The organism is Olleya sediminilitoris, assembly GCF_016785945.1.
Classification (GTDB): domain Bacteria; phylum Bacteroidota; class Bacteroidia; order Flavobacteriales; family Flavobacteriaceae; genus Olleya; species Olleya sediminilitoris.
Window position 1 is genome coordinate 195,884 of the sequence record NZ_JAEMEF010000001.1, and the last position, 14,836, is coordinate 210,719.

Annotated in this window: 10 protein-coding genes; 4 read left to right on the plus strand and 6 right to left on the minus strand. The window is 33.8% G+C overall.

Annotation, left to right across the window (positions count from 1 at the left end):
* Nucleotides 1-60: 60 nt before the first annotated feature.
* From JAO71_RS00860 to JAO71_RS00870, 3 genes are read left to right on the plus strand one after another with little or no spacing between them, the layout of a single operon-like run.
* Nucleotides 61-5,700, plus strand: a complete 5,640-nt coding sequence (locus tag JAO71_RS00860; RefSeq protein WP_202998454.1) for a choice-of-anchor L domain-containing protein — start codon at nt 61-63, stop codon at nt 5,698-5,700.
* A gap of 27 nt (nt 5,701-5,727) precedes the next feature.
* A complete protein-coding gene (locus JAO71_RS00865) occupies nt 5,728-6,633 on the plus strand; it encodes a PorP/SprF family type IX secretion system membrane protein (protein ID WP_202998455.1) in 906 nt (301 codons plus the stop codon).
* 21 nt (nt 6,634-6,654) lie between these two features.
* Nucleotides 6,655-8,565, plus strand: coding sequence for an OmpA family protein (locus JAO71_RS00870; RefSeq protein ID WP_202998456.1), 1,911 nt, complete (start codon nt 6,655-6,657; stop codon nt 8,563-8,565).
* A gap of 94 nt (nt 8,566-8,659) precedes the next feature.
* On the opposite strand, the gene JAO71_RS00875 is transcribed toward JAO71_RS00870, so the two are convergent.
* Nucleotides 8,660-9,127 (minus strand): CYTH domain-containing protein, encoded by a 468-nt coding sequence (locus JAO71_RS00875; protein ID WP_202998457.1) that lies wholly within the window; start codon nt 9,125-9,127, stop codon nt 8,660-8,662.
* Between the two features lie 76 nt (nt 9,128-9,203).
* On the opposite strand from JAO71_RS00875, the gene dinB reads away from it, so the two are divergent.
* Nucleotides 9,204-10,307, plus strand: coding sequence for a DNA polymerase IV (dinB, locus tag JAO71_RS00880; RefSeq protein ID WP_202998458.1), 1,104 nt, complete (start codon nt 9,204-9,206; stop codon nt 10,305-10,307).
* Here the strand turns inward: dinB and JAO71_RS00885 are convergent.
* From JAO71_RS00885 to fabF, 5 genes are all read right to left on the minus strand, one after another.
* Nucleotides 10,304-10,588 carry a hypothetical protein gene (locus tag JAO71_RS00885; RefSeq protein ID WP_028288990.1) on the minus strand — a complete coding sequence of 95 codons (285 nt, stop codon included), beginning with the start codon at nt 10,586-10,588 and terminating at the stop codon, nt 10,304-10,306. The genes dinB and JAO71_RS00885 overlap by 4 nt on opposite strands.
* A gap of 165 nt (nt 10,589-10,753) precedes the next feature.
* Complete coding sequence (gene pyk / locus JAO71_RS00890; RefSeq protein WP_054852428.1) at nt 10,754-12,196, minus strand: pyruvate kinase; 1,443 nt, start codon at nt 12,194-12,196, stop codon at nt 10,754-10,756.
* Nucleotides 12,196-12,681 carry an IPExxxVDY family protein gene (locus tag JAO71_RS00895; RefSeq protein WP_028288988.1) on the minus strand — a complete coding sequence of 162 codons (486 nt, stop codon included), beginning with the start codon at nt 12,679-12,681 and terminating at the stop codon, nt 12,196-12,198. Before JAO71_RS00895 ends, pyk begins: the two co-directional genes overlap by 1 nt.
* Nucleotides 12,682-12,817: 136 nt before the next feature.
* Nucleotides 12,818-13,567 carry a ribonuclease III gene (rnc, locus tag JAO71_RS00900; protein WP_202998459.1) on the minus strand — a complete coding sequence of 250 codons (750 nt, stop codon included), beginning with the start codon at nt 13,565-13,567 and terminating at the stop codon, nt 12,818-12,820.
* Nucleotides 13,568-13,576: 9 nt separating this feature from the next.
* Entirely contained in the window at nt 13,577-14,827 is a 1,251-nt protein-coding gene (fabF, locus tag JAO71_RS00905; protein WP_028607173.1) for a beta-ketoacyl-ACP synthase II, read from the minus strand.
* Nucleotides 14,828-14,836 lie beyond the last annotated feature (9 nt).

The following is a 14,836-nucleotide window of genomic DNA, read 5'->3' on the forward strand; positions in this document are numbered from 1 at the left end:
AACCCGTGTTTTAATACAAAATTTTTAGCACATAATAACTAAACAACCAATCCCATAAAAATGAAAAAAACTACATTCATTTTAGCTTTGCTATTCCTGTTAGTTGGATGGCAAGCTAACTCACAAATTTATTTACAAGAAAATTTTGATGTCTCCATACCTGCATCATGGACAATAACAGATGCAGGAGATGCCACAGGAGACTCTTGGTACTCAGGACAGCAAGGCGCTACAAATAGTCTAGATGGCACTAATGCTGCTATTGTAGATAGTGACGCAGTAGGTAGCGGAACACTATTAGTTGAAACGTTAACATCACCAGTATTTGATACTTCTACATCTACAGCATTATTTCTAGATTTTGATCAATACTATAACAATATAGGTAGTGACACTGCTGTAGTAGAAGTCTGGGACGGAACTGCTTGGGTTGCTGTATTAACTCAAACATCTGATGCAGGAGGTTTTAACACTCCTAACCAACAACATATTGACATTACAACATATGCTAATGCAGCAATGCAAGTACGATTTACTTATAACGATGCAAATAGTTGGGCTTGGTATTGGTTAGTTGACAATGTACTTATATACAATTCAACTTGTCCAAACCCAACCTCCTTAACAGTTGACAATATAACAACAACATCTACCGATATTTCTTGGCTAGCTGGTGGTACAGAAACAACATGGGAAATTGTTGTGCAAGCTTCAGGAACAGGTGTCCCAACAAGTTCCGGAGCAACAACTACGACAAATACTCCATATACAGACAACACTTTATCACCTTCAACAAATTATGAAGTATATGTTAGATCGAACTGTTCTGGAGATTATAGTATTTGGACAGGACCTGTTAACTTTACAACTTTAAATACACCACCTCCAGCTCCAACAGGAGTAACTTGTGCTACAGGTAGCTCCACATTTATATTTACTGAAGATTTTGGTAATGATACTAATTATGTACCATCAGGATGGACAGGTACTGCTTTTACAGATACTAATGGAGATTGGGATATCACTACAGAAAGTGCTAATTCATCTTCAACAGGACCAGATATTACATGGGACGGCAATTCAGGAACCCATTTAGAATATGAGGGTTCTGGTAATACAGCAAATGTAGCCTCTGCAATTACACCTGCTATTGATTTATCAACAGCTGTAGATGGAGCAGAATTATCTTTTTACATGCATGCTTTTGGTGGCGATATGGGAACTCTAAATATTGGAGTTAGCACATCTCAAACAGGTCCTTTCACTAACGAATATACTTGGGTTGGAGATTATCAGTCGGCAGGAGATGAAGCTTGGGTACCAATAGGTGTTAATTTAGATGCCTATTTAGGTCAAGTCATATATATTGAAATTAGCTATGTTGGAACAGGTGATACCTGGGAAAGTGATATGGCTATAGATCAAGTTCGTGTTGAAACTTGTGGTGATTTTTGCGTCGCTCCAACTAGCATAACTGTTGATGCTATAACAGATACTACAGCAGATTTATCATGGATAGCAAATAACTCTGAGACAGCATGGGAAGTTGTTGTGCAAGCAGCAGGAACTGGTATGCCAACAACAGCAGTTACAACTGTAACAACAAATCCTTATACTGCAACAGGACTAACAGCTAGTACATCTTACGAAGTTTACATTTTAGCAGATTGTGGATCAGGAACTAGTGTTTGGGCTGGACCAATAAACTTCACAACACTAAACACTCCTCCTCCAGCTCCAACAGGAGTTGCTTGTGCTACAGGTAGCTCCACATTTATATTTACTGAAGATTTTGGTAATGATACTAATTATATACCATCAGGATGGACAGGTACTGGCTTTGATGGTTCAAACGGAAATTGGCGTATCACAACAGAAAATGCAAACTCAACATCAACAGGACCAAATGTTACTTGGAATGGTAATCCAGGAACCCATTTAGAATATGAGAGCTCAGGTAATGCTACCGATATAGCCTCAGCAATAACACCTGCTATTGATTTATCAACAGCAATAGATGGAGCAGAATTATCTTTTTATATGCATGCTTTTGGTGATGACATAGGGACTCTAAGTATTGGTATTAGCACATCTCAAGTAGGTCCTTTTACTAACGAATACAACTGGATAGGAGACTACCAAAATACAGCAGACGAAACTTGGATACCAATAGGTATAAATTTAGATGCCTACCTAGGACAAGTCATATATGTTGAAATTAGCTATGGTGGCTCTGGTGCTGGATTTGAAGGAGATTTAGCAATAGACCAACTACGTGTTGAAGCATGTGGAACATTTTGTATTGCTCCAACAGCCATTACAGCGACTAATATAACAGAAACAGCTGCAGATATTTCTTGGACACCAAGTGGTGCTGAAACAGAATGGAATTACGTGCTACAACCAGCCGGAACTGGCGTACCTACTTCAGGAACAGTTGTAACTTCTTCAACAATATCAGAGACAACATTAAATTCTGCAACTGATTATGAGGTTTATATACAGGCATTATGTGGAAATGAATCAAGTACTTGGGCTGGTCCTTTTAACTTTTCAACATTAACCCAGTTCAACTTTATATTAGATTGCGCAACGGATGGACCACAAACCATTGACTATTGTTATGACAATAATGACACTAATGTATTTACATTTTCATCTACAGATGGAACACCTTTAAATTTAACAATTAATGCTGGTCAAGTTGAAAATAACTTTGATGAAGTTATTGTACTGGATTCTGATGGAGTTACAAATTTAAATGCTGCTACACCTTATGGTAATAGTGGTCAAATTTCTGGGTTAACATTCCAATCTACAGGAGACACCATTTCATTTGCAATAGAATCTGATATAAGTGCTAGTTGTCAAAGTAGTGGTTATACTTCTGTTAATATAACAGTGAATTGTGCAACTTGTATAAATCAAGCAGTAAACTTTAACCCTATTACTGACTGTACTAACGGAAATAATGAATTTTACATCGAAACAGATATTACTAGTATTGGTGATGCTATGGGCCTAAACATTTCAGACAATCAAGGTTCTACTCTTCAAAATACAACAACAACAGGTATTATCACAATGGGTCCATACCCATTAAATACAGATGTTATTATTACGGTTGAAAATGCTGACGATGTAAACTGTATTGTTACTAGCAATACTATCAATGTTCCAGTTTGCCCTCCTTCAAACGATGAATGTTCAGGAGCTATAATTGTTATGCCAAATGCTGATGAAAATTGCACAAACATTACTAATGCCTCTCTTTATGGAGCAACTTCATCTACACAAACAAGTACCTGCACAGGAGATACCAATGATGACGTATGGTTTCAATTTACTGCAATAGCTACAGATCATGGGATTTCATTAAATAATATTATTGGTGATACCACTAATTTAGATCATGCTTTATACGAAGGAACAGATTGCAACAGTTTAACAAATATTTATTGCGAAATAACAAATAACAGTACAGCTAATGGCTTAGTTGTTGGTAACACATACTTTATAAGAGTTTTTACAGCAGATGATATTGACTTCCAAGATGTGAGTTTTGATTTATGTGTTTTCACAATTCCACCACCAATTATTACAGATGACACTCAATATACTGTAGATGAGCTTATAAACGACGTACTAGTTAATTCTCCTTGCGCGATAGTAAACAATGTGACCTCTTCTACTGGTACTGATTTTGGAGGACCAAATGGTATTGGATACTTTGAAGCTAATGGTTCTGGCTTTCCTTTTGAAAGCGGAATTGTAATGACAACTGGTAACGTACTAAACGCTCCAGGTCCAGAAACGGGAACTTTAAGTGACGGAAACACAAGCTGGCCTGGTGATGCAGACTTAGAATCATTTATTAATCAAGGACCAACTAATAATGCTTCAATAATAGAATTTGAGTTTACTCCTTTAATTGACGAATTAACATTTAACTTTATTTTTGCAGCTGAAGAATATGGAGCTTTCCAATGTGGTTTCTCTGATGCTTTTGCTTTTATTTTAACAGATATAACTTCTGGAGGAGCACCAGTAAATATTGCTGTAGTACCAGGAACTACAGATCCAGTTTCAGTATTTACCATCAGAGATAATATACACAATACAAGTTGTGCTTCTTCAAACCCTTCTTTATTTGATGCATATTATGGTGCAGGAACTGGACTTCCTGCGATTTCAAATCCAACAAACTTTATAGGTAGAACAGTCCCTTTAACTGCTTTAGCAACTGTAATACCAAATAACACTTACAGTATTAAATTAGTAGTAGCAGATGATGGAGATACAGCTTTTGACTCAGCTGTATTCTTAGAAGCTAGTAGTTTTGATATTGGTGAAATAGATTTAGGTGAAGATATTTTATTAGATAGTGGTTTAGCAAGCTGTGAAGGTGATGCTGTAACACTAGACATTGGTGTACCTCAACCTGCTGGAACAGTTATTACTTGGTATACTGTAGGTAACGGAATTACAGAACCAATAGCAGGTGAAACTGACCCTACATTAACCGTAAACGAAACTGGCACATACCAAGTTGATATTGTATTTACAGGTACTTCATCTGCATGTTTCTACTCTGACGATGTTGTTGTTGAGTTCTTTGAAAATCCAGAAGCAGAAACACAAACAGCTATACTTGCCTGTGATATTGATAACACATCAACAGCTGTTTTTGATATAACAGAAAATGAAGCCAATATTATTGGCACACAAACAGATGTTGTTGTTAGTTATTTTGAAACAGAACAAGATGCATTAGATGGAACAGATCCAATTACATCTGTTACTACCTATAGTGCTACAGCTAATACTATTATATATTTTAGGGTAGAAAACACAACAACTGGATGTTATGCCACTAATACTTTTAACCTAGAACTGGCAACAAAACCTGTATTGGTTCAATCTGAAGATGTTATAGGATGTGATAATGACGAAGACGGTATCTCAGAATTTGATTTAACCATAAACGAAACAGTAATATCAGGAGGACAAACGGATTTAGTATATACTTATTACACAAGTTTAGACGATGCTAACATGAGCAATGATCCAATAATTAATGTAACAACTTATGAATCCCCTGGAGCTGAAACTATTTATATTAGAGTTGAAAATGCTATGACTGGATGTTTTGAAACTACAACTTTTGATTTAGTGTTTGGTATTACACCAGAAACTACTTTTGACAGTACTATAACTTATGAAGTTTGTCCAAATGCAACGTCACCAATTACTATAACAGCAGAAGCTGTTAATTATACAGCCTCAGAAGTAAGTATAGTTTGGTATAATGAAGGTGTTATAATACCAGGAGCTAATAATTTAGCACTAAACACTGTATTAACAGCAGGAGAATATGAAATAGAAGTAACTTTTAACGACACAGGCTGTTCACAATCAGCTTTTGTAGAGGTAACCGAGTTAGAAACTTGTATTATACCTCAAGGTATTTCACCAAATAATGATGGGTATAATGATGCTTTTGATTTAAGTAGTTTTGATGTTCAAAGTTTAGAGATTTTTAATCGTAATGGACGTAAAGTATACTCTAAAACTAATTATACAAACCAATGGGAAGGACAATCTGATAACGGAGATATGCTACCAGTAGGAACATATTACTATGTTATGAAGTACCAAGGTACCAAAACAAAAGCCGCATGGGTATATTTAAACAGATAAACTAACTAGAAAACAAAAAAACAACAGATGAAAAAAATAGTATATATTGTATTCCTAGTGTTTATAGGTGTACAAGCCCAACAAGATCCACAATATACACAGTATATGTATAACATGAATGTGGTAAACCCAGCCTATGCAGGCTCTACAGAAAGTGTATCAATAGGTGCACTTTACAGAAGTCAATGGGTTGGTTTAGAAGGTGCACCAACAACAGGTACTCTAGCTATACATTCTCCAGTAGGAAGCAATGTAGGATTAGGTTTCTCTTTAATTAGTGATGAAGTTGGACCTGTACAAGAAACCAATGCTTATGTAGATTTCTCGTATACAATACCAGTAGGAAACACAACTAAATTGGCTTTTGGATTAAAAGCAGGAGCAACCTTTCATGATATTGGATTAACAGGATTAGAACTTACAGATCCAGACGATCCATTTTTCTCAGAGAATATAAATGAGACGACACCAAATATTGGAGCAGGATTATATTTTTATAAGCCAAGTAAGTATTACATCTCAGCCTCTATGCCAAACATATTAAGTTCGGTACATTTAGATGCTAATGGCTACAAAATAGGATCAGAAACACAACACTTTTTTGGAGCAGCAGGATACGTATTTGATTTGTCAGAAGACTTTAAGCTAAAGCCACACGCTTTAGCTAAAGTTGCTTTTGATGCACCAGTAAGTTTTGATGTCAATTTAAACCTGTTTATGTATGATGTTGTAGAAGTAGGAGCAGGTTACCGTTTAGATGATTCTTTTAGTGGTATGATTAACTTTTTAGTTGCACCAAATTTAAGAATAGGTTATGCTTATGACAGTATCCAATCACAATTAGATGTCGTAACCAATTCTTCACATGAGATTTTTATCAATTTTGATATTAATTTACCAAGAAAAGTATCACGTTCACCACGTTATTTCTAATCCATTAAGTTAACCAAGACAATGAAAAAAATACAACTATTTATATGCGCTATCTTATTAAGCAGCACTTGTGTGTTTGCTCAAAGTAATGCCACCAAAAAAGCTGATAAGTTATTTGCTAAATATAAATTTGTAAATGCTATAGAAGCCTATACAAAACTAGTAGAAAAAGGAGAAGGCGACCCTTATATTTACTCTAAATTAGCCGAAGCAAACTACAACATTTACAATACTATTGAGGCAGAAAAATGGTATGCAAAAGCATTTGAAGCTGGAGCTTCAAAACCAGAAATGCTTTACAAGTATTCTGAAATGCTAAAAGCTAACGGTAAATATGATGCTTCTAATTTGCAAATGAACAAATTTGCAACTATGCGACCAGGAGATGATCGTGCAGTAATGTATAAATCTAATCCTGATTATTTAGCAAAAATACTGGATAAAGGCAAAAAATTTAATGTTCAAAACTTAGATTTAAACAGTAAAAATGCTGATTTTGGAGGCTCACTTCAAAATGGTAAATTATACATTACCTCTTCAAGAAATGATAGCCGAAAAAAATACGGTTGGAATGAAGAACCATTTTTAGATGTCTATCAATATACAGTAGCTGAAGATGGATCTTTTCAAGGTGAAACATTATTACCTAACGACATAAACACCAAATACCATGAAGGTATCACAAGCTTTACACCAAATGGTAAATTAATGTTTTTCTCTAGAGAAAGCTTTTTTGAAAACATCTATGAAAAAGACAGTGTTTCTAACACTAAATACAGTGTATTACACTTATTTAAGGCAAAAAAAGAAGCTGATGGGTTCTCTCAAGTAGAAGCATTATCAATAAACAGTCCTAATTATTCTATAAAAAACCCAACCATTAGTGCTGACGGAAGCACCATCTATTTTGCAAGTGATATGGCTGGAGGATTTGGTAAGTTTGATATTTACAAAGCCACTTTAGACAGTAACGGAGAAGTTGGCACACCAGTAAACATGGGACAAAAAATAAATACAGAAGGGCAAGAAATGTTTCCTTTTATAAGTGATAATAATACCTTGTATTTTTCTTCAACTGGACACTTAGGGTTAGGAGGAATGGATGTGTTTTACACAAAAGAAATTGATGGAAAAATTGGCCCTATACGTAATGTAGGTATTCCTGTTAATAGTAATGGAGATGATTTTGCTTTTTTAATCAATGAAGTCTCAGGTGAAGGTTTTGTGTCTTCCAATCGTGATGGAGGAAAAGGAAGTGATGACATTTATGCTATTAAAAAAATACAACCTTTATGTGATGTATTAATAGTAGGTACCATTTTAGATGAAAAAACAGGAAAAACATTACCAGGAGCATTAACAAGTTTAGTAGACGCACAGGGTAATATTTTAGCAACAAAACCAGCAAATTCAGAAGGTAAGGTAGAATACATTGTAGAGTGCGAAACAGACACAGAGCTACAAGTCACAATGCAAGGTTATGAAAGTAATAAAGTTGCTATAAAGGGCTCAAATGAAGAAGAAATAGAAACAACTGTTAAACTACAACCAATTGAAAAGATTGTAATACCAAAAGTAGAAGTAGTATTAAATCCAATCTATTTTGATTTTGACAAATCAAACATTACAGCACGTGCTGCTTTTGAATTGGATAACTTAGTACAAGTCATGAATAAATATCCTGACATGGTTATTCAAGCTACATCACATACAGATTTTAGAGGTCCAGCTGAGTATAACCAAAACTTATCCGAAAGACGTGCGCAAACCACAAGACAGTACATTATCTCAAAAGGAATTGATGCTGGAAGAATAATGGCTTCTGGTCAAGGAGAAACCAATCCTGCTATAAACTGTAATCCTTGTAAAGAAGAGGATCACGATTTAAACCGAAGAAGTCAATTTATTATTACTAGTGGTGGACCACAATAATAATTAATAAGCTTAACCAAAAAACCAAAAAATAGCCTTGCAATTTGTAAGGCTATTTTTTTGTCTAAAATTTGACATTAACTTCTAATTATATTTACCATTTACTGAAGGGAAACTGACTTAATTGTGAGTTATAATATTTTACATCACCTGTTACTTCATTAGCTAACCAATCTGGTTTAATAAAATGCTCGTTTTCAGAATTTAATTCTACTTCTGCAACAACCAAACCTTCATTTGAACCTAAAAATTCATCTATTTCAAAAATATGATTACCAACTTTCACTTCATATCTCACTTTATCTATTACTTCTTCTAAACACAATGCTAACAACTGCTTAGCTTCCGCGTTAGCGATTTCTTTTTCCCATTCAAATCGTGACAATCCATTTTTAGAAGACTCACCTTTTATTGTTAAATAGCCCATCTCACCTTTTAATCGTACTCTAACAGTACGTTTTTTATCTGTACTTAAAAATCCCTGTATAATTCTTGTTTGTTTAAAAGCTTCGGCTTTAAAATTATTAGAATTAACTAAAAATTTACGTTCTATTTCAATCATTATTTTATTATGTTAAAAAATATCTTACTCTAAATTCAAATACAAAAAAAAGACAATTAATGTCTAAATTTACAAGATGCAAAACGATTTACCAATAAGAAAAATTATTCATGTGGATATGGATGCATTTTATGCATCTGTTGCACAAATGGATAATCCTGATTTAAAAGGTAAAGCTATTGCTGTTGGTGGTGGTGGACCACGTGGTGTTATTAGTGCTGCTAGCTATGAAGCCAGAAAATTTGGAGTTAAAAGCGCAATGTCTGGTAGGTTGGCTATAAAACTGTGTCCCCATTTAATTTTTGTTAAAACGGATTTTGAACGCTACAAAGCCATATCTAATAAAATTAGAAACATCTTTTATGACTATACAGATTTGGTTGAGCCTTTGTCTTTAGACGAAGCCTATCTTGATGTAACCGAAAACAAAAAAGGTCATCCAAGTGCTTCTATGCTTGCGGAAGAAATAAGAAACAGAATTTTTAATGAAGTGGGTCTTACTGCCTCTGCTGGTATTAGTATAAATAAATTTGTAGCAAAAATTGCAAGTGATTACAATAAGCCTAATGGTCAAAAAGTAGTTAATCCTGAAGAAGTTTTAGGCTTTTTGGAAGCGTTAGATATTAGAAAATTTTACGGTATTGGTAAGGTAACCGCAGAAAAAATGTACCAAAAGGGCATCTACAACGGAATGGATTTAAAGTCTAAATCTATGGAATTTTTAGAATCTAATTTTGGCAAATCAGGCAAATCCTACTACTACATTGTAAGAGGCATACATAATAGTGAAGTTAAACCTAATAGGATTAGAAAAAGTTTAGCTGCTGAACGAACTTTTAATGAAAACTTATCTTCAGAAATATTTATGCTTGAAAAATTAAAACATATTGCGGACGAAGTCGCTAAACGGTTAAATAAAAGCAATGTCGCAGGAAAAACAATAACATTAAAAATTAAGTATAGCGATTTTACATTGCAAACACGAAGTAAAACTCTCCCATATTTTGTGGCTGATGCATCTATAATTTTAGATACAGCAAAAGATTTACTGTATCAGGATAAAATGAGCAATTCGGTAAGATTATTAGGGATTTCGTTATCTAATTTAAACACAACTAAAAAACCTAAAATCGCTGAAAACAAAAAAGCAATTAGCGTACAGTTGCGTTTTGGCTTTTAAGCAACTTCTAAAATACGCTCTAGAGGAATAATGGTTGAAGTTTTTAAAATCACATACTCATCTGTGACTCCCCAAATAGTAGTATTAACACGTTTAACGCCTTCACTATCTGCAAATAAAATTCTTACTTTTTGATGCTCTAAATTACCTAAAACCATAGCCCTTTTTAAAGTTAAGCAACGTTCAGCTTTCTCTTTTTTGGAGACTAATAGTTCTTCTTTTGGAAAGGTTAAATATTTAATTTGTTCTTTTTCAATTGTCGGGATATTGACATTTTTCATGATGACTGTTTTAGTTTAGTACTTTAAATTAATAAATCCACACCAAACAACCCAATTAAAATCTAATATTCTCATTATTTTAACATTACTTGTAAGTAATTTAAAACAAAAAAAAGATCAACTATAATATATAGCTGATCTTTTTTATTTTGTTGAATTTATAATTTAAAAATTACAGCTTTCAATTTCTGTAACTCTTAAAGTGTTTACCATCCCTTTTTCTTGAATTGGCATTGCTGCTAAACTAATAAGCATGTCTCCTACTTCTAAAAATCCTTTTTTACATGCAATTGCATTAACATCCTCTATGGTTTCATCGGTACTAACAAACTTATCGTAATAAAAAGCTGTAACTCCCCAAAGTAAACTTAATTGCGTTAATATGCGCTTATTTGAGGTAAACACAAGTATATGTGTACTTGGTCTCCAAGCAGAAATTTGAAAAGCGGTATAACCACTATTGGTTAACGTAGAAATTGCTTTCGCATTAATATCATTAGCCATATGTGCTGCGTGATAACAGATAGATTTTGTTATGTAACGCTTAGTACGAATATGAGGAGGAGATTGTGGCACTTGTATTAAATCAGAATCTTCTACACTTTTTATTATGTTAGACATCTGACGGATAACTTGTACAGGATATTGACCAACACTGGTCTCTCCAGATAACATTACTGCATCTGCACCATCCATAACACTATTGGCTACATCATTAACTTCTGCTCTAGTTGGTGTTAAACTAGTAATCATAGTTTCCATCATTTGGGTTGCAATAATTACTGGTATTCTAGCACGTTTTGCACGTAATACTAATTGCTTTTGTACTAATGGTACTTCTTCAGCAGGAATTTCTACTCCTAAATCTCCACGAGCTACCATTAATCCATCACAATAAGCCACAATTTTATCAATATTTTCTACTGCTTCTGGCTTTTCAATTTTTGCTATAATCGGAATTTTATGATCGCTATGTTTTTTTATCAGTTCTTCTAATTGCATTAAATCTTCAGCATGACGCACAAAAGATAATGCCATCCAATCTACACCAATTTTACAAGCAAATATTGCATCATCAACATCTTTTTCCGTTAAAGCAGGTTGAGAAATATTTGTATTAGGAAGATTTACCCCTTTTTTAGACTTTAATGGTCCACCTTGAATAACCTTAGCTTTTACTTCAGATTTTTTATCTGTAGATACAACTTCAAAAATTAATTTTCCATCATCTAACAGTATACGTTCACCAGGTTTAGCATCTTGAGGAAAACTATCGTAAGTCATGTAAACGCGTTCTTTAGTTCCTTCAAAACGTTCTCCAGTAGCAAAAATAATTTCGTCTCCTGGATTTACAATAACTTCACCTTTCATAACACCAACACGTAGCTTAGGACCTTGAAGGTCTCCTAATATTGATGCATTGTAACCAAACTCTTCGTTTAGTTCTCTTATCATTTTTACACGTTCTTCAACGTCTTTATAATCTGCGTGAGAAAAGTTGATTCTAAATACATTAGCACCTTCGTCTAACATACCTTTTAAAACCTCTTTACTACTTGTTGCTGGTCCTAGAGTTGCAACGATTTTAGTCTTTTTTCTGTGTGGCATTAGTTAAATATTAAATTGTCTTTAGATTTTAAAGTATCAGCATCTATACTGTAAGCTGTCACTACTTGTGGAATCTTAAGAAGATTATTTAAAATAATTTTTTCTTTATTATTAAATTCTGTTTCTATTTTAAGAAGAAAGTTTACCTTTTTAAATTCTGGTAATAAATAGTGATTTGTACTACCTAAATGATCTTCTCCAAATAACGAATTGGATTGTTCAACAGAATTGCTGTTTTGTATTTTACAGTTATTTGCAACTAAATGATAAGTGGTTAATTGTTTATCATCAAACCATTCAAAGATTGCATAATTAGTATTTAAGCTAGGATTGGTAACATCCCGTTTTTGTCTTTTAAGCTTAATGTCTAATGATTTATTAATTAAATAAGCCAATCTGTAATCTTCTATTACGCAATGAATACCAATTAAAGCGTAATGCTCTTCTTCTAAAAATTCGTCTAAAGAAAGTTTTCGAACAGCCATTTTAATTATTAAATTAAATGTAAATATAGTACTAAAAGAATGAATTATTATGAATTTTACCTAAACTTAACAACAATTTATTACGAAAACGTTTGAGTAAACCGCTTTATTTTATCAGTTATGTAATTTAAGAGACTTAAATGAAACCGCCTTTTGATATTTGAGATTGAAGTGCAAAAAAAGCGCGTTTGGATGCTTTCTCTTCTGCTTTCTTTTTAGAAGTCGCTCTAGCTTTAGCCACAACTTTTTTATCTATAGATAATTTTACAGAAAAATGCTTAACGTCATCATTACCTGTATCTTCATATACGTTGTAATCAAAAACCTTTTTTTCTTTTTGACACCACTCAATAAGAAGACTTTTGTAGCTTATGACTTTACCTTCTAATTTCTCTATATCAACATAAGGATCAATCACACGTTTCTGAATAAACTTTTCACAGTTTAAATAACCTTTATCCAAATAAATAGCACCAATTAAAGCTTCAAATAAATTACCATGAATATTGTCACCAAATTGACCTTTTGGTATTTTACTTTTAACAATATCAATAAGCTTTAAATCTTTACCAAGCTCGTTTAAATGCTCACGACTAACAACTTTAGATCTCATTTTGGTTAAATAACCTTCGTCACCTCCAGGAACTTCTGTGTATAAATGGTGTGCAATGACAGCACTTAGCATAGCGTCACCTAAAAACTCTAGTCTTTCGTAATTTATAATGTGACCCTTTTCATCCTTTATATTCATCGATCGATGGGTAAAGGCAGTCTTATAATAGTTTAAAGTTTTGGGTTTAAATTTTAAAATTTCTGAAATAGCCACAAAAAATTCACCCTTATCATTTTTTGATTGGGATTTAAATATGTTGCGAATGCCTTTCATTCAGTAAAACTAGTCTAATTTTTTAAATAACACACAAGCATTATGTCCTCCAAAACCAAAAGTATTGCTCATTGCAACTTTGATGTCTCTTTTTTGAGGCTTGTTAAGTGTTAAATTTAAATCTTGGTCTATATTCTCGTCAACTGTAGTATGATTAATTGTTGGTGGCACGATACCGTTTTCCATTGCAAGAATAGCTGCAATAGACTCGATAGCTCCTGCTGCACCTAACAAGTGACCAGTCATAGACTTTGTAGAGTTTATGTTAATTGTTTTAGCATGATCACCAAAAACTTCTTTAATAGCTTTCAACTCGGCAACATCACCTAAAGGTGTAGACGTACCATGAGTATTAATATGATCAACATCTTCTGGTTTTAAACCAGCATTTTCTAAGCAGTTTTTCATAACTGCTATAACACCTATTCCGTCTGGATGTGGTGCAGTCATATGGTGAGCATCAGAAGACATTCCGCCTCCTAAAACTTCAGCATATATTTTTGCTCCTCTTGCTTTTGCATGCTCATATTCTTCAAGAATAATTGCTCCTGCTCCTTCACCTAAAACAAATCCATCACGTGTAGCATCAAAAGGTCTTGATGCAGTTTCTGGACTTTCATTTCTAGTTGATAAAGCGTGCATAGCATTAAACCCTCCCATTCCTGCAATAGTTACTGCTGCTTCACTACCTCCAGTCACAATAACATCACAATGTCCTAAACGTATATAGTTTAAAGCATCAATCATTGCGTTAGCCGAAGAAGCACATGCAGATACAGTAGTATAATTAGGACCCATAAAACCATTTTTAATAGAAATGTTTCCTGGAGCAATATCTGCTATCATCTTTGGGATGAAAAAAGGATTAAATCTAGGAGTACCATCACCAGCAGCAAAATTTAAAACTTCATTTTGAAAAGTTTCTAAACCACCAATTCCAGCTCCCCAAATAACGCCAACTCTAAGTTTGTTAACGGTATCCAAATCAAGGTTTGAGTCCGCAATAGCCTCATCTGATGCGACCATTGCGTACTGTGTAAACCTATCCATTTTTCGGGCTTCTTTTCTATCTAGAAAATCTGTAGCCACGAAGTTTTTTAACTCGCAAGCAAATTTTGTTTTGAATTTTTCAGAATCAAAATATGTTATAGGTGCAGCACCACTTTTACCACTAATAAGACCAGACCAATACTCGTCCTTAGTGTTTCCAATTGGCGTTAACGCTCCTAACCCTGTAACTACTACTCGCTTAAGTTCCATAAATATTGT

What these genes read in the sequence shown, in the direction of transcription:
- JAO71_RS00860 (WP_202998454.1), top strand. Translation starts at nt 61, where the DNA reads ATGAAAAAAACTACATTCATTTTAGCTTTGCTATTCCTGTTAGTTGGA.
- JAO71_RS00865 (WP_202998455.1), top strand. Translation starts at nt 5,728, where the DNA reads ATGAAAAAAATAGTATATATTGTATTCCTAGTGTTTATAGGTGTACAA.
- JAO71_RS00870 (WP_202998456.1), top strand. Translation starts at nt 6,655, where the DNA reads ATGAAAAAAATACAACTATTTATATGCGCTATCTTATTAAGCAGCACT.
- JAO71_RS00875 (WP_202998457.1), bottom strand. Translation starts at nt 9,127, where the DNA reads ATGATTGAAATAGAACGTAAATTTTTAGTTAATTCTAATAATTTTAAA.
- dinB (WP_202998458.1), top strand. Translation starts at nt 9,204, where the DNA reads ATGCAAAACGATTTACCAATAAGAAAAATTATTCATGTGGATATGGAT.
- JAO71_RS00885 (WP_028288990.1), bottom strand. Translation starts at nt 10,588, where the DNA reads ATGAAAAATGTCAATATCCCGACAATTGAAAAAGAACAAATTAAATAT.
- pyk (WP_054852428.1), bottom strand. Translation starts at nt 12,196, where the DNA reads ATGCCACACAGAAAAAAGACTAAAATCGTTGCAACTCTAGGACCAGCA.
- JAO71_RS00895 (WP_028288988.1), bottom strand. Translation starts at nt 12,681, where the DNA reads ATGGCTGTTCGAAAACTTTCTTTAGACGAATTTTTAGAAGAAGAGCAT.
- rnc (WP_202998459.1), bottom strand. Translation starts at nt 13,567, where the DNA reads ATGAAAGGCATTCGCAACATATTTAAATCCCAATCAAAAAATGATAAG.
- fabF (WP_028607173.1), bottom strand. Translation starts at nt 14,827, where the DNA reads ATGGAACTTAAGCGAGTAGTAGTTACAGGGTTAGGAGCGTTAACGCCA.